The organism is Streptomyces sp. NPDC058000 (assembly GCF_042886435.1).
GTDB lineage: Bacteria > Actinomycetota > Actinomycetes > Streptomycetales > Streptomycetaceae > Streptomyces.
The window spans coordinates 54,561-73,139 of record NZ_JBHVQS010000013.1 but is presented as its reverse complement, the minus strand read 5'-3'; the positions used below and the strand labels follow the sequence as shown (position 1 = coordinate 73,139).

Below are 18,579 nucleotides of genomic sequence, written 5' to 3'. Positions count from 1 at the left end.
GTCAGCGGCAGCCGCTGCCGCCCACCGGCAGCACACCGTCCATCAGGAACGCGTCCACCTTCTGCCGTACACACGGGTTGCCGGAGGCGTACGCGGCGTGCCCCTCGCCGTGGTACGTCAGCACCACGCTGGCGTTGCCCAACGCCCGGGCCATGTGCGCGGCGCCCTCGTACGGCGTGGCCGGGTCGTCGGTGGTGGCCACGAGCAGGGCGGGCGGGGCGTCGTGGGCGGCCACGTCACGGGAGGAGTCGTCGCCCGGGACGGGCCAGCCGTAGCAGTCCAGCAGCGTCGGGGCAATGTCCGGGCCGAAGAGCGAGGACGCCTGGGTGAGTTCGCTCGCGGCGCGCGGGTAGTCGGCGGGGCCGTAGCGCTCGGAGGTGTCCCGGCAGCTGATCGCCCGGAGGGCCAGTTGGTCCTGGGAGGGCATGGCCTCGGTCAGGCCGCGCGCGGGGCGGCCGCCGCCGTCCCGGCCGGCCCGTCCGGTGCCGCTGCCGCCGCTGCCGCCGCCGCTCAGTTGCAGGATCCCGGTGGCGTCCCCGTGGCTCAGTTGCGCCAACGCGTCCCGCAGCGAGGGCCAACTCGCCCGACTGTAGAGGGCCTCCCGCAGCGCGTAGACATAGGTCGTACCGTCGACTTTCGTGCCCTGTGCGGAGATCGGATGTTCCGTCAACTTCTGGTACCAGGAGGTCAGTTGCTGTCTGGCGGCGGTGGTGTCCGCGCCGAGCGGGCAGCCGCTGGTGTGGACGCAGTCGGCGGCGAAGTCGTCGAGCACCCGTTGGAAGCTGCGTGCCTGGGCGAGCGCGGTCTGCCAGGTGTTCTTGGTCGGGTCCTCGACGCTGTCCAGGACCAGCCGGCCGGCGTTCCGGGGGAAGGCGTGGGCGTAGTTCGCACCGAGCCGGGTGCCGTAGGAGAACCCGAGGTAGTTGAGTTTGCGGTCGCCGACGGCGGACCGCAGGACGTCCATGTCCCGGGCGACGTCGGGGGTGCCGACCCAGGGCAGTAGCGCGCCGGAGTACCGGCCGCAGGCTTCGTTGATGCGCTTCTCGTTGGCGGCGAGGCCGGCCGCGCCGTTGCCGCCGGCGGGGGTGTAGCTGGTGCCGCAGGAGATCGGGTCGGTGTGGCCGGTGCCGCGCGGGTCGAAGCTCACCAGGTCGTAGCGCTGGCCGAGGTGGTCGAAGGCGTCACTGTTGTCCATGAGGTAGTTGACGCCTGAATCACCGGGGCCGCCAGGGTTGATGACCAGCGAGCCCAGCCGCTTCCCCGGCCCGGTCGCGGGCAGCCGGACCAGTTGGACGCGCAGCGTGCCGCGCTCCGGGTGGCGGTAGTCACGCGGTACCTCCAGCCGGGCGCACTGGAAGCGGCCCGCGGTGGCGGACGGCGACGCGGTGCCGGGCGTTGGTGACGGTGGCGGTGGCAGTGGCGAGCTGTGGCCGGACGGGCCGGTGCCGGTGCCAGACGAGCCGGTGCCAGACGGGCTGGTGCCGGGGAAGCCCGCCGGGCAGGGCTGCCAGTCCGGCCGCTGGGTGGCGAAGCGCGTGAGGTCCGGGCCAGCGGAAGGCCCCGGGCCAGCGGCCACCACCGGGGCCGGAATCCCTGCCAGGGCGCCGGCCAGCGCACCCGACGCCAGCACCGCGAGGGCTCCGCGAAGACCCGGCATACCCCGAGGGTAGGGCCGCGGCCCTGGAGGAGCATCCGGACGCTGCGCTACCAACGGGCCCGCCCGGCCGCAACCGGGGCCCGCCCCCGCCCTGCGACCGGGGCGGCGGCCCGGGCCCCGCAACGGCCCGCCCGGGCCCGCCCAACTCACACCGTGATGATCAACTTGCCGCGGACGTGCCCCTCCTCGCTCAACTGCTGGGCGGCGGCCGCCTCGGCGAGCGGGAAGGTCCGCACGACCGGGACGACCAGCCGGCCCTCGACGGCGAGCCGGGCGTACCGGACCAGACCCTCCCGGACCACCTCCGGCTGGGCGGCGACCGCGGAGAACGGGACGCCGTGGGCGGCGGCGTTCATGTCGGCGATGGTGACGATCCGGTCGGTGGTGCCGCCGCGCAGCGCGATCGAGGCCGGCAGGGCGTCCTGGCCGGCCGCGTCGAAGACCGCGTCCACGCCCTGTGGGGCGACCGCCCGCACCCGCTCCTCCAGGCCCGCCCCGTACGCCACCGGGATCGCGCCCAGCGTGCGCAGGAAGTCGTGGTTGGCCGGGGAGGCGGTGCCGATCACCGTGGCCCCGGCGGCCACCGCGAGTTGTACGGCGGCCTGGCCCACGGCACCGGCGGCGCCGTGCAGCAGCAGCGTCTCCCCGTCCTTCAGGCCGAGTTCGCGCAGCACCCGGTCGGTGGTCGCCGCGGCGACCGGCAGCGTCGCGGCGGCCTCGAAGCTCAGCTCGGCGGGCTTGTGCGCCAGGGTGCCGGCGATGGCGTACTCGGCGTAGGCGCCCGTCCTGGACCAGCCGAAGACCTCGTCGCCGACGGCGAACGCGGTGACGCCGTCGCCGACCGCGTCCACGACCCCGGCGATCTCCAGGCCCGGTACGGCGGGGAAGGCCGTCGGGAAGTGCTGCTCGATCAAGCCGTAACGCCGTTTGTAATCAAGGGGGTTGACCCCCACGGCCACCACCTTCACCCGGACCTCGTCGGCCGCCGGCACCGGCTTCTCGATATCCCCGAGGCCCAGCACCTCGGGCCCGCCGAACCGGTAGTAGACAATCGCTCGCATAGTGAACCCGCTCCCCGTGATCATGATCTTGGGCTTGCTTCTCGTCTTCGCGCTTCTCGTCTTCTTGTTTTCTTGTTTTCTTTCTTCTCGAACTCCCTCATCCCGCATCTCGCATCCCGCTTCTTGGACCTGGACTGGACTTGGACCTGGTTGGCACGAAGTGGTCCGTCCGGGAAGGAGTCGCCGCGGCAGGGCAGTGCCGGCGTCGGTCACCCGGCGGCTGCGGCCTGCCGCCCTCAGCCTCACGGACGGCCGGGACGACCGTGCCCGGCCATCGGGACAGTCCCACCTGGCCCGATGGCCAGGCCGCTCCCGGCCACCGCTGGCTACGCTGCCCTCCATGGAGTTGACCGGCCCCGTGCCCGCCCTGAGCGCCGCCTACGAGGTGATCCGCACCCCCCTGGGGCAGATCCTGCCGCGGTTGTCCGCGATCCTGGCCGACGTTGTCCCGCACCGGGCGGCGGCCGAACTCTCCACGCACTGCGCCCACACTCCGTTCAAGGCGCACGGCGACCCGGCGCTCACCCGGCGCCTGACGACCGCGGACCTGGCCCCGCTGCTGGACTCGGGCGACCCGGGCCGGCCGTGGCAGGGCACCCTCCCGCTCGCCGGCGCCGACCACCCCGTACTCGCCGTCACCAGCGACGCCACGCCGCGCGGCGCGGTCCTGCTCCTGGTGCGTACGGTCCCGGAGGACGGCCCCGCCGCCCCGCTGGACGACTCCGTCACCGCCGTAGTCCAGGCCCTGTGGAACGTCGTCACCAGCCACTTCGACCGGATGGCCGCGGAGGCGGTGCCCGGCGCGCTGGCCCGGTCCCGGACCGCCGCCGGGACTCGGGCGCGGGTGATCGCCGAACTGGGCGAGGCGCATGCGGCGGTGCTCACCGGGCTGTTGAGCGTGTTGCGCAGCCGCAGTCTGGACGATGCGGGGGCCCGCGCCGCGGCGACCGATCTGGCCGCCACCGCCCTGGTGGAGTTGCGGACGGCGGCCGAGCGCGACCAGCAGATCGCCGAGGAGCCGGCCGACCAGGCGTTCGCCCTGCTCACCGAGTCGCTGCGGCCGCTGGTCCGCTACCGCTCGGTCCGGCTGGAGTTCGGCCCGCCGGACTCGCCGCGCAGCGTGGCCGCCGATGTCGCCCACACCGCGCGGGCCGTCGTCCGGGCGGTCCTGTTGGTGGTACTGGAACAGGACGCGGTGCGCCGGGTCCGGGTCGCCTGGGAGCTCACCGACGACGCACTGCGCGCAACGGTGCGGGACGACGGCCCCGGCACCCTCACCGCGCACGACCTCGCCCCCGCCCGGGTCCGGGAACGGCTCGACGTCCTCGACGGCCGCCTGGACATCGACGCGGTACCGGGGTGGGGCACCACGGTGACGGCGGCCATCCCGTTGCGCGCCTTCCAGGATCCGGCGCCGGACCCGCTGACCGCCCTGGGCGAGCGGGAGTTGCAGGTACTGGCGCACCTTGCGCTCGGCCACCGCAACCGGATGATCGCCGAGGAGCTGCACATCAGCCAGTCCACGGTGAAGTTCCACGTCGCCAACATCCTCACCAAGCTGGGCGTCGGCTCCCGCGGGGAAGCGGCGGCCCTCTTCCACGCGGCGGCGTAGCGCCGGGGCCGGGGCCGGGGTGACGCCGCGACCGGGTCACCGGGCCAGCCGGCCCCGTGCCACGACGGCCCCGCCCAGGTCTACGACGGATTGCCGTCCCCCGCCGGATGGTCAGCCACTACGGCGTCCAAGTACTCGGTCGCCGTCAGCTCGAAGTAGGTGTGGCCTGTTGCGTCCACGTGCCCCAGACACCATTCCCGGGCTTCATCGGCGGTGGGAGTATCGACACAGAATTCTGAGCAGATTTGGCACGTCCCCACGTGCCTGACGGTCGCGCCCAGCTTCGGACGGTCCTGGAGCGTCCATTCCAAGAACCTCTCTCGCGCCCTCACGGCGTGCCCTCCGGACGCTCCACGACCTCACTGGCCGTGTCCTGCATGGCGTCGATGCATGCAGCCAGGCCACGCTGCATCTCTTCCACCTCTTCGTCGGTCAGCTCATCCACCCACGCGGTACGCACCTGGAAGTCCGCCCGCATGGCGTCGAGTTGGCGATACAGCTCCGGATACCTGACGTGCCGGTTCCACGCTTCCTCAAGCCGCTCGCACCACCGCGTCCAGGCACCCGTACTCATGGGCGCACCGCCTTCGCGTGGGGGTGACGACGCATCTCAACATTGCAGTCGGACACCTGCGAGTTGTCCCCGGCGGCTCGCGCTCGTGTGCGCTGCCGATCCAGCGCCCCGCACACGTCGCACCCAGCAACGGGCTTGGGTTCAGACTTCGCAGTAACGTCCGACAGGTGGACAGGACCGCACAGACGGGGCATCAGCACCCCACCTCCACACCGTGAATCCAACGCGGCCCAGCATCAACACCGTGCACCGCCAGCCACAACGACCGGCGCCGCCCCCGCTGCAACCGCCGCTCCTGGCGCTCCTCGGGCGTGAGGATGTACGGCCGGAGCAACGCCACGTCCTCACCCCGCAACAGCCGTTGCTCGGCAGGTACGCGGGGGATGGTGAGGGTGGGGGTGTCCGGGCACTCAGCGGCGGGCGGTGCGTCGGCCGACCGATGCCGGCCCCGTGCGGGGAAGAGCAGATCCAACAGCAGTTCGAAGATCCACGCGCTATGTTTGCGCATGTCGTCAACCTCCTACCGGTTGATGGCCATGCCCCCGGGCCGTCGCCACGGTCGCGGGGGTCTGCCGATGACAGAACCTTCATCCAACCGTTGGGGGTGATCTGAGAGAGGAGCCGCACGGGGGGCCAGGGAGGGGCCACACTGGAGTGGAGAGGGGGGCCAGCACGTGAGTAATGACCGGCGACAGTGGTTCGGCGCGTACTTGGCACGGCTACGAAAGGATGCGCATAAGAGTCAACGGCAGTTCGCTGCGATGCTGTGCGATGTCTCCGGCACGCAGTCCCTCACGCGGAACGAGGTGTCCCGGTGGGAGCGCGGAGGGCGCATTCCTGATTCCTGGCTTCAGTTCGTCGCGGAAGTCCTGGGGGTTCCCCTTGGGGAACTAGAGCGGGCCGCCAGCTACGCCCGAGGAGAATCGGACGGACCGCCGTTCGGGGCCGCCATGATCCTTGCTGAGCTGATTCCGCCAGGCGACTCACTAGCGCCGCTCAGCACAAGGTCAGGCCGCCGCATCGGCCAGGAGGACGTAGCGACCCTTGCCGCCCGGGTACACGGCTTTCGGCTCGCCGATGACGTGCTTACCGGGGGAGACCTGATGACGCCCGTGTTCCGCGAACTCAATTCCGCGATGCGGCAGTATCGCGAGAGCACCCATACAGAGGCAGTAGGCAGCGCTCTCCTGTCCCAGATTGGCGAACTTGCTCAAATCGCGGGTTGGATCGCCAGCGACGGCGGACAGCACGCCCAGGCTGAACGCGTTTACCGCATCGGCATCGACGCGGCACGGCAGGCGGACAACGGCCCCTTGGTCGCGAACCTTGCGGGGAGTCTCGCCTACCAGTTCAGCAACACCGGACAAGAACGTGCGGGCCTTGATCTCTCCCGTGCTGCACTTGATGAAGCTGGGGCCGACGCTCCGGCCAAGACACGTGCACTGTTCTTCGACCGGATCGCGTGGGCTCACACACGCGTCGGAGAGGCGCAACCTGCCATGCAGGCTCTCGGGCAGGCACACGACGCACTAGCAGATGCCGACGACGTGGAAGCACCCACGTGGGCCTACTGGGTGAGCAGGGAAGAGCTAGAGGTGATGGACGCCCGGGTGTTCACCGAGCTGCATCGTCCGTTGCGGGCCGTCCCGTTGTTGACCCACGTCCTCACCCGCTATGACGCCACGCACGCCCGGGAAGTCGCCCTATACCGGTCATGGCTCGCCGTCGCTCTCGCTGACGCCAACGAACCTGAACAGGCGGCGGAGGAAGCCCGACGCGTTGTGATCGCTTCCACAGACATGGCCAGCGACCGCATCACCTCACGTGCTCGTGTTGTGCTCCATCGGCTTGAAGAGTTCAAGGAGGTCTCCGAAGTTGGCGACTTGCTTCATGACCACGGGCATCTGCTGTGTGCATAGCTGAACTCACGGGCTGACGCCCGAACCCAACGGCCACCCTCCAACCGTCACGGAGGGTGGCCGTTCGCATGCCCGACAGCGCCAGAATGGTTGACAGCTTCAACCACCGGACAAGAATCCGTTTCTCTCTACTCCCCCTCCTTCAGGAGGGGGACCGACAATGTCGGAAGTCCACCAGCGTCCGCCACCCCCGCCCGGCCGGCTCCGTCACTGCGGGCGCCAGTCGAACGCGAAGTGCTTGCCAGCCGCACTCCTCGTCGGTGAAGGTCCGCTCCAGGGCGTGCCGTTGGGCGGTGTCCGCCCGGGCGTCGATGACGAACGCCAGCGACATCAGCGCTTGGGGTCCCGATCCACATGTTGCCGGTGAACTCGCCCAGTGCGACCACGCCGAGCCCGGACAGGTCGGTGTCGCCGAAGCACCCTTCGTGCACCTGCCAGACGAGGATGAAAAGGCTCCCCCGATCCCCCGCCCCCCAGCTTAAACGATCCGTTCACAACATGTCATTGACAACGGGTCACGCAAGCCGGCATCCTGACACTATGTCAGCGACTTCGGGACAGCCCCAACAGCCCACCCCCACCGCTCAATCCGACCAGACCGCCGAATCCACCGAATCCACCGACCCGTTCACTCCCCCGGACCCCGGCCAGGCCCGCGCGCACCGCGCCCACGCCGCCCTCTTCCGGATCGCCGAACGGCATGCGGCCACCGACGAGCAGCGCCGGCGCCAGGTGCACCCCGCCTTCGTCGGCCCCCACGAAGCCGTCCGCCTCGTCTCGTTCCTGCTCAGCGGGGCCGCCCTCCTCCAGGACGGCGAACCAGAGGTGGACCGCGCCGACGTCACCGCCGCCCTGAGCCTGGTCCCGATGGTGCGCGGGGAGATGGACGAGCTGGAGGCCGGACTCCTCCAGATGGCCCGCGGCCGCGGCATGACCTGGCAGGAGATCTCCTTCGGCCTCGGCCTGGGCACCCCGCAGGCCGCCCGGCAGCGCTACGAACGCCTGGTGGGCCGCACCACCATCGACACCGAGGCGGACACCGCCCAAGGGGCCGTGGCGGGGTCCCCGAACCGGGAGTAGTCTCCGCCGGTGCCTGTTCTCCTACCGACGCTGCCCGCGGGTTACGAGGGGCGGCCGACCACGGCCGACGACGTGACCGCGATCCACCGCCTGGTCGCCGCCTGCGAGCGCGCGCTGTACGGCCGGGTGCAGACCGATCCCGGCGGTATCGCCGCGGACCTCGGCCGACCGGGCCTGGACCCGGAGCGGGACACCCTGCTGGTCCACGACCCGGCGGGCCAACTGGCCGCCCGGGCCTGGGTGAACCGGCGCTCCGAAGTGGACGTCCACCCCGCGCACCGGGGCCGCGGCCTGGGCACCGCACTGCTGGACTGGGTCGAGGCCCGGGCCCGCCAGGCGGGGAGCGAGGGGATCGTACAGACCGTGCCGGACGACGACACCCACGCCGTCGCGCTCGTGCGGTCCCGCGGCTACCAGCCGCTGGTGACGGCCTGGCAGCTGGAGTTCCCCCTGACCGACGAGCCGGCGGTGCCCGCACCGCCCGCGGGCCTCACGGTTCGGCCGTTCCGCTCCGGCGACGCGCCCGCCGCCCACCACCTCATCGAGGACGCCTTCGACGAGTGGCAGCCACGCCGCAAGTCCTACGAGGAGTGGGCCCGGCACACCGTCGACCGGCCCGCCTTCGCCCCCGCCCTGTCGGCGCTGGCCTACAGCGGCGACCAACTCATCGGCGCGGTCATGTCGTTGGACCTCCCGGAGGCCGGCGAAGGCTACATCGAGCAGGTCGCGGTCCACCCCGACCACCGCAACCGGGGTATCGCCCGCCTGCTGCTGCGCCACGCCTTCCGCGCCTTCCACCGGCAGGGCCGGCGGGCCTGCACCCTGTGGACCCACTCGGACACCGGCGCGCTCGCCTTGTACCTGCGCGTGGGCATGACGGTCCGCCGCAGCTCCACGGTCTACCGGAAACCCCTGGCGGACGACTGACCCCGCCCGCCGGGCCCCGGGCCCACGCCGGCCCGCCGGGCCGGCCCTAGCGGGGTGGCGCGGGGCGTTGGGCCCAACTCGGGCGCCAGGTCTCGGTGTCGGGGTGGTTGGGGGGCAGGGCGTCGAGGTGGTCGCGGAGCGCGATGAGGCCGGGGTGCGGGTTGTCGCCGCGCCAGAGCAGCGAGTGCGGGTACACCGGGGTCGGATCGTGGAGCGGGATCCGCCGCAGGTCGTGGCCGGTGGGCCAGACGAGGGGCGTCCGTTGGCCGAAGAAGCTCGCCAGCGTCGCGGAGTCCGCAAGGGTGTCCAGGAGGGCCTCGACGCCGAAGTCGGGGCCGATCGTGTCGATGGTGAGGCCGAAGGCGGCGGCCAAATCGTCGTAGTAGGCCCGCCACTCCGTGCCGGGGGCGTTGCCGGGCATCCAGATCCGGCGCCCGGCGAGCCGGGCGAGGGTGACCGCGGGAGCGGCGGCGAACTCGTGGGCCGGGCCGACGCACAGCTGGAGGGCCTCGTCGAAGACCAGGGTGGCCCGGATGTCGTCGGGCAGCTGACGGCCGGGCATGGTGACGGCGCGGAAGGTGGCGTCGATGGTGCCTGCCCGGACGGCGGCGATCGCCGCGTCGGCGTCGAAGAGCGTGACGACGTCGAGGGCGATCCCGGGATGCGCACGGTGGAAGTCGCGCAGCAGGCCGGCCGTCGACAGCCGCCGGCCGAGTACGTCGACGCGGAGCGCGCGGCTGCCGGGCCGGACGGAGGCGACCGCCCGCTCCTCGGCCTGGAGGAGGGCGCGGGCGTGCGGCAGGAACGCCTGCCCGTCGATGGTGAGACCGGCACCCCGCGCCGTACGTGTGAACAACCGCACGCCGAGGGCGTCCTCCAGGGCGCCGATGCGCTTGGAAACGGCCTGCTGGGTGAGCGAGAGGTCGAGAGCGGCCTTTTGGAACTGCCCGGTCTCCGCGACCGCGACGAAGGTGCGCACAGCGTTGAGGTCCACGCCGCCTAGGCTATCGCCACAACCCTTCGTTGTGGCGCGCCGACGTCACGGTTGTTTGATCTGCCAGCCGGATGGCGGCTTTGATGGCGGGCGTCAACGGGGGCCTGGTTCGGACTCCCAGGAATTGCACAGGACATGGCCGTTCAACCCGGTGCCGGCCGGCACCGGGCGAGGCCACGGTCGGCGTTCGCGGGCCGGACGCACGGCGGAGCCCGGCAGCATAGCGGACAACACATGGTTGTCCCAGGTGCCACAACGATCCGAGGCGTCCGCGCCCTCCGCGCCGTCGGTCCGCTCCGCTCCGGCCAGCTCCGTTGACGACGTCGGCCACCCGTAAGGCCACCACCGCGGCTCCGGCCGGGTGGGGCCGCCCACCCGTCCCGGAGGTGACGCAGCCATGCCGGACTCCTTCGTCCACCTGCACAACCACACCGAATACTCGATGCTGGACGGCGCACAGAAGCTGAAGCCGATGTTCGCCGAGGTCGCCCGGCAGCAGATGCCGGCGATCGCCATGAGCGACCACGGGAACATGTTCGGGGCCTATGAGTTCGCGCAGGTCGCGAAGGGCTTCGACGGCGTCAGGCCGATCATCGGCATCGAGGCGTACGTGGCGCCGTCGTCCCGCTTCGCCCGGAAACAGGAGTTCTGGGGGCCGGGAGGCCGGCGCGCCGTCGGCAACGACGGCGAGGGGTCGAAGGACGTCTCCGGAGGCGGTCGCTTCACCCACATGACGATGTGGGCGCGCGACGTCCAGGGCCTGCGGAACCTGTTCTGGCTCTCCACGCAGGCCAGTTACGAGGGCCAGTTCCCGGCCGGCAAGCCGCGGATGGACCGCGAGCTGATCGCGCAGCGACCGGACGGCATCATCGCCACCACCGGCTGCCCCTCCGGCGAGATCCAGACCCGTCTGCGGCTCAACCAGTACCCGGAGGCGCGGGCCGCGGCCGGCGCCTACCAGGAGATCTTCGGACCGGAGAACTACTTCCTGGAGCTGATGGACCACGGTCTGGACATCGAGCGCACCGTCCGCGACGGCCTGCTGCGCCTCGCCAAGGAACTGGCCATCCCGCTCCTGGCCACCAATGACGCGCACTACGTCACCGAGGACCAGGCCGACGCCCACGACAACCTGCTGTGCATCGGCGTCGGCAAGAACAAGAACGCCCCCGGCCGGTTCCGCTTCAACGGCTCCGGCTACTACCTCAAGTCGGCCGCCGAGATGCGCCGCCTCTTCTCCGAACTCCCGGAAGCCTGCGACCACACGCTGCTGATCGCCGAGCGCGTCGAGCCCTACGACGCGGTCTTCGACTACGTGGACGAGATGCCGCAGTTCCCCGACGTACCCGACGGCGAGACCCAGGAGTCCTGGCTGCGCAAGGAGGTCCTCAAGGGCCTGACCATGCGCTACGGGGACCCGGTCCCCCCACCGGTCATGGACCGGTTCGAGACCGAGATGGCGGTCATCGGGCCGATGGGCTTCAGCTCGTACTTCCTGGTCGTGGCGGACATCTGCCGGTACGCCCGGGACAACAGGATCCCGATCGGTCCGGGCCGCGGCTCGGCCACCGGCTCCCTCGTGGCCTACGCGACCCGCATCACCGAACTGTGCCCGCTGGAACACGGTCTGCTCTTCGAACGGTTCCTGAACCCCGAGCGCATCAACCCGCCGGACGTCGACCTCGACTTCGACGACCGCCAGCGCGACCGGATGGTCCGCTACGTCACCGAGAAGTACGGCGACGCGTTCACCGCCCTGGTCAACACCTTCGGCAAGATCAAGGCCAAGAACGCGATCAAGGACTCCGCACGGATCCTGGGCTACCCCTTCTCGCACGGCGAACGGATCACCAAGGCGCTCCCGCCGGACCAGAACGGCAAGTCCGCCCCGCTCGCCGCCCTCTTCGACCCCGCGCACGAGCGGTACGCCGAGGCCGGCGAGATCCGGCAGCTGTACGCCACCGAGCCGGACGTGCAGCAGGTGATCGACACCGCCCGCGGAGTGGAGGGCCTGACCCGCGGCACCGGGGTGCACGCCGCCGCGGTGATCCTGTCCAAGACGCGGCTGACCGAGCGGATCCCGCTGCACATGCGGGCCGCGGACGGCACGAAGATCACCGGGTTCGACTACCCGTCGTGCGAGGCGATGGGCCTGATCAAGATGGACTTCCTGGGGCTGCGGAACCTGGGCGTCATCGACCAGGCGCTGGCGAACATCCGCGAGAACCGGGGCGTCAACCTGGCCACCGTGGACCCCCTGGACGGCGACCCCTCCACCGTCGTGATCCCGCTGGACGACGCCCGGACGTACCGCTTGCTGGCCGCGGGCAACACCTTCGGCGTCTTCCAGCTCGACGGCGGCGGCATGCGGGCCCTGCTCAAGCTGATGGAACCCACCCGCTTCGAGGACATCGCCGCGGCCAACGCCCTCTACCGGCCGGGCCCGATGGCCGCCAACGCCCACACCAACTACGCACTGCGCCAGAACGGCAAACAGGACCCCACCCCGATCCACCCGGAGCTCAAGGAGGCCCTGGAGCCGATCCTCGGCTCCACCCACCACCTGCTCATCTTCCAGGAGCAGATCATGGCCATCGCCCGGCAGTTGGCCGGCTACACCCTGGGCGGCGCCGACATGCTGCGCCGCGCGATGGGCAAGAAGAAACCGGAGGTGCTGGCTGCGGAGTGGGAGACGTTCCACGGTGGCATGCGGGGCAACGGCTATTCCGACGAGGCGATCCGGGCCCTGTGGGACGTGATGCTGCCGTTCTCCGGTTACGCCTTCAACAAGTCCCACACCGCCGGCTACGGCCTCGTCTCGTACTGGACCGCCTACCTCAAGGCCAACTACCCGGCCGAGTACATGGCCGCGCTGCTCACCTCGGTCGGCGACGACAAGGACAAGGCCGCCGTCTACCTCGCCGACGCCCGCAAGAACGGCGTCCGGGTCCTCCAGCCCGATGTCAACGAATCCGTCGCGGAGTTCACCGCGATCGGGGACGACGTGCGGTTCGGGCTGCGCTCCGTCCGCAACGTCGGCGACGCCGTCATCGAAGCCGTCGTCGACGCCCGCCGCCGGAAGGGGAAGTTCACCTCCTTCCCCGACTTCGTGGACAAGGTCGATCTGCCCGCGCTGAACAAACGGGCCGTGGAATCCCTGATCAAAGCCGGCGCCTTCGATTCGCTGGGCCACTCCCGCAAGGGCCTGACGACCGTCCACGAGGACGCCATCGACGCGATCATCCCGGTGAAGAAGGCGGCGAGCTTCGGCCAGGACGACCTCTTCGCCGAACTGGGCGGCGGGGACGGCGACGGGCCGGCCTTCGGGCTGGACCTCCCCCTCGACGAGGAGGAGTGGCCGCGCCGCCAACTGCTGTCCACCGAACGCGAGATGCTGGGCCTGTACGTCTCCGCCCACCCGCTGGACGGGGCCGAGCACATCCTCGCGGGCGCGCGGGACTGCTCGCTCGCCGAGCTGCTCGCCTCCGGCCGGACCACCGGGGAGGTACAGCTGTCCGGGCTGATCACCGGCATCCAGCGCAAGGTGACCAAACAGGGCAACGCCTGGGCCATCGTCACCCTCGCGGACCGGGACGCCGCCGTCGAGGTGCTCTTCTTCCCCGCCTCCTACCAACTCGTACAACACGCCCTGTCCGAGGACACCGTCATCTGCGTCCGGGGCAGGATCGAGGACCGCGACGGCACCCTGAACGTCTTCGGCCGGGAACTGGCCGTACTGGACGTCTCCGCGGCCGAGCACGGTGGGAGGCCACCGGTGCGCCTGGCTTTCCCCGCCCACCGGATCACCGAGGGAGGGGTGCGCGAACTGAAGCGCCTCCTCACCGACCACCCCGGCGACTCCCCCGTCCACCTCAGCGTCCGCGGCACGGCCAAGACCACCGTCTACGCCCTGCCCGCCAAGGTGAACGCCACCACCCTCGCCTCCGACGTCAAGGGCGCGTTCGGCGCGGAAGCCTGGGCGGGCCTCGTATGAAGCCCACCCCCGACCGACCGGACCCCATAGCGCTACGGACCGCCGACCCCGCCTCCCCGCCCTGCCCGCGCTGCCGGACCCCGGTACTGCTGGTCGCGCGCTACCCCCACACCTGGCACAACCGCTCCGGACAGCCGATCCACGGCCTCAAGGAGTCCGTGCTCTGCGCCTCCTGCGACCCGGACGACCCGGCCGCGGCCGGACTCCTCGCGCTGTTCGCCGACGGCGGTCACCCGACCCCGACCACCCCCGACGCACTCGGCCCGCACCTGCACACCTGGCTGGCCGCGGTGCGCCACCGCACACCACGCCGCGCCGACTTGGACGCCGAGGAGGCCCGGTGGCGGGCCGGCGATCTGTAGCGGGCGACGGGCCGGACGCTTCAGACGCGGACCACTGCCTTCCCGGTGTTGCGGCCGTCCAGGAGACCGCGGAAGGCGTCCACGGCGCCGGCGATGCCCTCCTGGACGGTCTCCCGGTACGTGATCCTCCCGTCGGCCAGCCAGGCACCCATCAACCGGGCGAAGTGCGGGTGGCGGCCCATGTGGTCGCCGACCTCGAAGCCGCGGAGGGTGAGCCGCTTCTTCACCAACTCGATCATGTTGCGCGGCCCCGGCGGCGGCTCGCTGAGCTGGTAGCCGGAGATCGCTCCGCACAGCGCGGCCCGGCCGTCCACGGCGAGGGCGTCGATGGCGGCCTCAAGGTGGTCGCCGCCCACGTTGTCGAAGTACACCTCGATACCGCCGGGAGCGGCCCGGGCGAGCGATGCGCGCACGTCACCGTCCTTGTAGTTGAAAGCGGCGGTGAAGCCGAGCTCCTCGGTCAGGTACGCCACCTTGTCCGCGGATCCGGCGCTGCCGATCACCGCTTCCGCCCCGAGCAGCCGCGCGATCTGACCGGCCAGGCTGCCCACCGCACCGGCCGCACCGGAGACGAACACCCGCTCCCCCTCGCGCAACCCGGCGACCTCGGTCAGCCCGACGTACGCGCTCAGCCCGGGCATTCCCAGTACGCCGAGGAACGCCGAGTCCGGCACCCCCGCCACCCGCTCCAGCCTGGTGAACTGCCGGGCGGGGGCGACCGCCGCGGTGCGCCAGCCGAAGTCACTGAGCACCAGATCGCCGGGGACCAGACCCGCGGCCCGGGACTCCACGACCACACCGACCGCCCCGCCGGTCAGCGGCCGGTTCAACGGGTAGCCGGGCACACCCGGCTGCGGGGCGCCCATCAGCACCCGCATGTAGGGGTCCACCGAGAGAAAGGTGTTCCGGACCAGCGCCTCCCCCTGGGCCGGAGACCCCAACTCCCGTTCCACGAGGCGGAAGTCACCGGGATCCGGGCGCCCCACGGGGCGTGCGGCCAGATGCCATTCCTGGACGGTGTGCGTCATGCGAAGCCTCTCTTCCGACATCCTCAACATCCTTCTCATCCATGATCGATGCAGTGCGGCCACCATGCATCTGAGGGCCGTCGGCGGGCAACAGGGCCGGACGTACGCGCGGAAAGGGTACTCAGCACGGCTACGCGGAGCCGGCGTCGGCCCGCGCCGGGAAGAAATCCGCCGACCGGCGACTTGAACCGTCGTATGAAGGCGATTGTTTACCGACAGCACGGCGGCCCCGACGTCCTCAGCCTGGAAGAGCGGCCGATTCCCACACCCGGACCCGGCGAGGTCCGGGTCAGGATCCACCTCTCCGGGGTCAACCCGACCGACTGGAAGGCCCGTACGGTCTCGACCCTCGGACGCACCGCGGACGATCAGGGCCAGGTGCCCCACCAGGACGGCGCCGGAACGATCGATGCGGTCGGCGCCGGGGTGCCCACCGACCGGATCGGCGAACGGGTCTGGATCTGGGAGGCCGCCTGGCAGCGCGCGAACGGCACCGCCCAGGAATACGTGGTCCTTCCGCAGGCCCAGGCCGTCGCCCTGCCCGACCACGCCTCGTTCGAGCTCGGCGCGAGCCTGGGCATCCCCGCGCTCACCGCCCACCGCTGCCTGACCGTCGCCGACGACGGCCCGCGGCGCCTCGCTCCCGGCGCACTCGCGGGTCGGACCGTGCTCGTCGCGGGCGGCGCCGGTGCCGTGGGCAACGCGGCGATACAACTGAGCCGATGGGCCGGCGCCACGGTGGTGACGACCGTCAGCAGCCCGCACAAGGCCACCTTGGCCAGGGCGGCCGGCGCCCACCACGTGGTCAACTACCGCACGGACGACGCGGCTTCGGCGATCCGCGAGCTGGCCCCGGGCGGCGTCGACCTCATCGTCGAAGTGGCCCCCGCGGTGAACGCCGCCCTCAACCACCAGGTCGCGGCGCCCCACGCCACCATCGCGTTCTTCGCCGACACCGGTGGCGACACCCTCAACCTCCCCGTGCATCCCTTCTTGTTCGCCAACCTGCGGTGGCAGGGGGTGCTGGTCTACACGCTCCCCGAAGCGGCGAAGGCCAACGCCGTCGCCGCCGTCACGGCAGCCGTCGCGGACGGCGCACTGCACGTGGGGGACGACGCCGGACTGCCGCTGCACCGCTTCCCCCTGGAGAAGGCCGGCGACGCGCAGGCCGCGGTGCAGCACAACATCGTCGGCAAGGTGCTGGTGGAGGTGGCCACCGGGTGACCCAGCGGCTGCGGCGCGGCCACGAACACGTAGGCGGGTAGGCGAGCGGGCCGCGAGCGCAGGCCCGTATGCCGTTCCGCTACATGTTGGGCAGACCGTGGCGCTTCCAGATGGCCTTGCCGCAGTAGACGCTGCCGTCGTCGACCTTCCATTGACGGTCGCTCCCGCAGGCGTCGTTCGGCGCACCGTTGGGGTACACCCTCGTGACCTGCACGGTGTATTGGTACTTGTCCGGGATGCCGGCGCCGCACGGGGTGACGGCGTTCCGGTAGACGGAGAGCGTCTGGCCCTTGGCCTCGGCGAACATGCACTGGCCGTCGGCGTAGTTGCGATTCAGGCAGAGGTTGGTGTGGGTGCCGTCGCGGTTGCCGTGGAACCACGTCATATCGTCCGAGGCGCAACTCCCGTACTGTTCGATCGACTTCACGCGGTAATAGGCGTCGCTGCCGGAGCAGCTGGTCACCGTCGGGGTGGACGGGGTCCAGTCCAGGCCCGTACCGGGGTAGTTGTCCAGGCATTCGTCAGTGGAGACGCGGCCGAAGGCGATGTCCTCGGCACTGGGCGGCGTGGGACTGGGACTGTACGGACTGGGGCTGGGGCTGAAGGTGGTGGGGCGAGGGTCGATGCCCGCGCCTCCGCCGGACGTGCCCGCGCCTCCGCTGGACGTGCCGGCGCTCAGGTTCCGGCCGTCGCTACCGGGCGTCGTTGCGCTACTCGTCGGCGTTCCGGCCGAAGTGTCCCTCGACCGGTCCACGTTGTGCTGGACCAGCCAGATGATGCCCAGAACGAGGAGCACCGCCCCACAGATCGCGCCCCAGTCGGCCTTGCCCTCCTTCTTCCCGCCGCCTCCCGGCTTCGGCGGCGGATCGCTCTTCTTCGGCTCCGGGCGCGGCACCGGCTTCGGTGCCCGCGCCCGGTCCTGCCGCTCTTGGGTGAGGAGCTTGGTGCGGCCCGGCAGGTCCGAGGTCCAGCCGCGGGTGACCGTCTCGGCCTCCGCCTGGTCGGCGGCGCGCTGGAGCCGGCGGCCCTCCTCGGCGTACTGGCCGATCAGCGACGTCCAGCCGGGCGGTAGGACCCGGGTGGTGCCCTTGGCGAAGCGCCGGGTCAGCTGCTCGGCGGTCGGCCGGTCGCCGGGTCGCACCGCGAGACATTCGCCGATCACCCCGGTGAGGCCCGCGGACAACCCGTCCAGGCTGGTGGCGGCCCGTCGCACGTAGTTGAGCTGCTGGAGCGGCTCGTGGGTCTCCGGGTAGGGCAGTTTCCCGCACGCCACGTAGTACAGCGTGATGCCGAGCGCGTAGATGTCCGAGGCCGGGGTGCTGGGCTGCCCCTCGGCCTGTTCCGGCGCGGCGAAGGCGATGGTCCCCAGGGTGAGCCGGGTGCTGGTGAGGTCGCTGGCGTGGGAGATGCCGAAGTCGATGACCTTCGGACCGTCGGCGGGTAGCAGGATGTTCAGCGGTTTGACGTCCCGGTGCACGATGCCCTTGCCGTGCAGTTCGGCCAGCGCCCGCACCACCCCGGCGCCGATCCAGCGCACCGCGCGCTCGTCCCCCAGTGGCCCCTGCTGTACGACCAGCGCCTCCAACGAGGGCGCCGGCACGTACTCCATGGCCATCCAGGGCCGACCGGCCTCGACGTCGGAGTCCAGCACGCGGGCGGTGTTGGTGCTCGTGACGCGGCGGGCGAGCCGGACCTCGCGGTCGAAACGCTTGCGGGCCTCCGCGGTGACGCCGCCCGGGGCCAGCAGGGTCTTGACGGCGGCGATCCGGCCGGAACCGGGATCCCGCCCGAGGTAGATCACGCCCATACCGCCGGTGGCCAGCTGGCCGAGCAGCCGGTAAGGCCCGAGTCGACGCACCTCACCACTCAGTGCGAACACGCCCATCTCGAACGGCTCTGTCACAGCGGCACCCCCCCGTGCTGCTTCCCATGGTGGTACTGACGCATGCCGTCGAACCCCGGTTCCTCGTACAGGAGTTGACAGCCGGCCAGGTGAACATCGGGGGGACGTCGCCGAGCTTGCGCCGGGGCACGAGACCGCCGGTGCGGCGCCTCCTGAACCACCGCGCGGCTGAGGCAGTCCAGGGCGTGGGGGGGGGGGGCCGGGGGGGCGGGCCACCCCCGCGGGGGGTGCGGGGCAGCCGAGA

The 18,579-nt window shown here is 71.3% G+C and carries 15 protein-coding genes and 1 pseudogene; 7 read left to right on the top strand and 9 right to left on the bottom strand.

Features of this window, described 5'->3' with window-relative positions:
* Position 1: 1 nt before the first annotated feature.
* Together ACFVT2_RS16335 and ACFVT2_RS16330 are read right to left on the bottom strand one after the other, a co-directional pair.
* A complete protein-coding gene (locus ACFVT2_RS16335; protein WP_390017683.1) occupies positions 2–1,657 on the bottom strand; it encodes an alpha/beta hydrolase in 1,656 nt (551 codons plus the stop codon).
* 146 nt (positions 1,658–1,803) lie between these two features.
* Complete coding sequence (locus tag ACFVT2_RS16330; RefSeq protein WP_390017680.1) at positions 1,804–2,718, bottom strand: NADP-dependent oxidoreductase; 915 nt, start codon at positions 2,716–2,718, stop codon at positions 1,804–1,806.
* 340 nt (positions 2,719–3,058) lie between these two features.
* Here ACFVT2_RS16330 and ACFVT2_RS16325 point away from each other — a divergent pair, with 340 nt between their 5' ends.
* Positions 3,059–4,330, top strand: coding sequence for a LuxR C-terminal-related transcriptional regulator (locus ACFVT2_RS16325; protein WP_390017677.1), 1,272 nt, complete (start codon positions 3,059–3,061; stop codon positions 4,328–4,330).
* 328 nt (positions 4,331–4,658) lie between these two features.
* Here the strand turns inward: ACFVT2_RS16325 and ACFVT2_RS16320 are convergent, their stop codons facing one another.
* Both ACFVT2_RS16320 and ACFVT2_RS16315 read right to left on the bottom strand, forming a co-directional pair.
* Positions 4,659–4,904 carry a hypothetical protein gene (locus ACFVT2_RS16320; RefSeq protein WP_390017675.1) on the bottom strand — a complete coding sequence of 82 codons (246 nt, stop codon included), beginning with the start codon at positions 4,902–4,904 and terminating at the stop codon, positions 4,659–4,661.
* Between the two features lie 193 nt (positions 4,905–5,097).
* Positions 5,098–5,412 (bottom strand): hypothetical protein, encoded by a 315-nt coding sequence (locus tag ACFVT2_RS16315; protein WP_390017673.1) that lies wholly within the window; start codon positions 5,410–5,412, stop codon positions 5,098–5,100.
* A gap of 166 nt (positions 5,413–5,578) precedes the next feature.
* Between ACFVT2_RS16315 and ACFVT2_RS16310 the strand changes: the two genes are divergently transcribed.
* A complete protein-coding gene (locus ACFVT2_RS16310) occupies positions 5,579–6,823 on the top strand; it encodes a helix-turn-helix domain-containing protein (RefSeq protein WP_390017671.1) in 1,245 nt (414 codons plus the stop codon).
* A gap of 142 nt (positions 6,824–6,965) precedes the next feature.
* Here ACFVT2_RS16310 and ACFVT2_RS16305 read toward each other — a convergent pair whose 3' ends face one another.
* Positions 6,966–7,154: a hypothetical protein gene (locus ACFVT2_RS16305; protein WP_390017668.1), complete on the bottom strand. Its 189-nt coding sequence runs from the start codon at positions 7,152–7,154 to the stop codon at positions 6,966–6,968.
* 13 nt (positions 7,155–7,167) lie between these two features.
* A pseudogene (locus ACFVT2_RS16300) lies at positions 7,168–7,269 on the bottom strand (DUF1326 domain-containing protein); the annotation flags it as partial.
* A 94-nt stretch (positions 7,270–7,363) separates the two neighbouring features.
* On the opposite strand from ACFVT2_RS16300, the gene ACFVT2_RS16295 reads away from it, so the two are divergent.
* Together ACFVT2_RS16295 and ACFVT2_RS16290 are read left to right on the top strand one after the other, a co-directional pair.
* Entirely contained in the window at positions 7,364–7,903 is a 540-nt protein-coding gene (locus ACFVT2_RS16295) for a DNA-binding protein (RefSeq protein WP_390017666.1), read from the top strand.
* Between the two features lie 9 nt (positions 7,904–7,912).
* Positions 7,913–8,830 (top strand): GNAT family N-acetyltransferase, encoded by a 918-nt coding sequence (locus ACFVT2_RS16290; RefSeq protein ID WP_390017664.1) that lies wholly within the window; start codon positions 7,913–7,915, stop codon positions 8,828–8,830.
* A 46-nt stretch (positions 8,831–8,876) separates the two neighbouring features.
* On the opposite strand, the gene ACFVT2_RS16285 is transcribed toward ACFVT2_RS16290, so the two are convergent.
* Complete coding sequence (locus ACFVT2_RS16285; protein ID WP_390017661.1) at positions 8,877–9,824, bottom strand: LysR family transcriptional regulator; 948 nt, start codon at positions 9,822–9,824, stop codon at positions 8,877–8,879.
* 397 nt (positions 9,825–10,221) lie between these two features.
* Here ACFVT2_RS16285 and dnaE point away from each other — a divergent pair, with 397 nt between their 5' ends.
* Complete coding sequence (gene dnaE / locus ACFVT2_RS16280) at positions 10,222–13,818, top strand: DNA polymerase III subunit alpha (RefSeq protein ID WP_390017658.1); 3,597 nt, start codon at positions 10,222–10,224, stop codon at positions 13,816–13,818.
* Entirely contained in the window at positions 13,815–14,180 is a 366-nt protein-coding gene (locus ACFVT2_RS16275) for a DUF6300 family protein (protein WP_390017655.1), read from the top strand. The genes dnaE and ACFVT2_RS16275 overlap by 4 nt, the downstream gene beginning before the upstream one ends.
* Before the next feature lie 20 nt (positions 14,181–14,200).
* Here the strand turns inward: ACFVT2_RS16275 and ACFVT2_RS16270 are convergent, their stop codons facing one another.
* Positions 14,201–15,208 (bottom strand): NADP-dependent oxidoreductase, encoded by a 1,008-nt coding sequence (locus ACFVT2_RS16270; protein ID WP_390017653.1) that lies wholly within the window; start codon positions 15,206–15,208, stop codon positions 14,201–14,203.
* A gap of 195 nt (positions 15,209–15,403) precedes the next feature.
* Here ACFVT2_RS16270 and ACFVT2_RS16265 point away from each other — a divergent pair, with 195 nt between their 5' ends.
* Positions 15,404–16,432 (top strand): NADPH:quinone reductase, encoded by a 1,029-nt coding sequence (locus tag ACFVT2_RS16265; protein ID WP_390017651.1) that lies wholly within the window; start codon positions 15,404–15,406, stop codon positions 16,430–16,432.
* Between the two features lie 79 nt (positions 16,433–16,511).
* On the opposite strand, the gene ACFVT2_RS16260 is transcribed toward ACFVT2_RS16265, so the two are convergent.
* Positions 16,512–18,335, bottom strand: coding sequence for a serine/threonine-protein kinase (locus tag ACFVT2_RS16260; protein ID WP_390017649.1), 1,824 nt, complete (start codon positions 18,333–18,335; stop codon positions 16,512–16,514).
* Between the last annotated feature and the right edge of the window lie 244 nt (positions 18,336–18,579).

Coding starts and splice junctions, on each gene's coding strand:
- ACFVT2_RS16335 (WP_390017683.1), bottom strand. CDS start 1,657: ATGCCGGGTCTTCGCGGAGCCCTCGCGGTGCTGGCGTCGGGTGCGCTG.
- ACFVT2_RS16330 (WP_390017680.1), bottom strand. CDS start 2,718: ATGCGAGCGATTGTCTACTACCGGTTCGGCGGGCCCGAGGTGCTGGGC.
- ACFVT2_RS16325 (WP_390017677.1), top strand. CDS start 3,059: ATGGAGTTGACCGGCCCCGTGCCCGCCCTGAGCGCCGCCTACGAGGTG.
- ACFVT2_RS16320 (WP_390017675.1), bottom strand. CDS start 4,904: ATGAGTACGGGTGCCTGGACGCGGTGGTGCGAGCGGCTTGAGGAAGCG.
- ACFVT2_RS16315 (WP_390017673.1), bottom strand. CDS start 5,412: ATGCGCAAACATAGCGCGTGGATCTTCGAACTGCTGTTGGATCTGCTC.
- ACFVT2_RS16305 (WP_390017668.1), bottom strand. CDS start 7,154: ATGTCGCTGGCGTTCGTCATCGACGCCCGGGCGGACACCGCCCAACGG.
- ACFVT2_RS16295 (WP_390017666.1), top strand. CDS start 7,364: ATGTCAGCGACTTCGGGACAGCCCCAACAGCCCACCCCCACCGCTCAA.
- dnaE (WP_390017658.1), top strand. CDS start 10,222: ATGCCGGACTCCTTCGTCCACCTGCACAACCACACCGAATACTCGATG.
- ACFVT2_RS16275 (WP_390017655.1), top strand. CDS start 13,815: ATGAAGCCCACCCCCGACCGACCGGACCCCATAGCGCTACGGACCGCC.
- ACFVT2_RS16270 (WP_390017653.1), bottom strand. CDS start 15,208: ATGACGCACACCGTCCAGGAATGGCATCTGGCCGCACGCCCCGTGGGG.
- ACFVT2_RS16265 (WP_390017651.1), top strand. CDS start 15,404: ATGAAGGCGATTGTTTACCGACAGCACGGCGGCCCCGACGTCCTCAGC.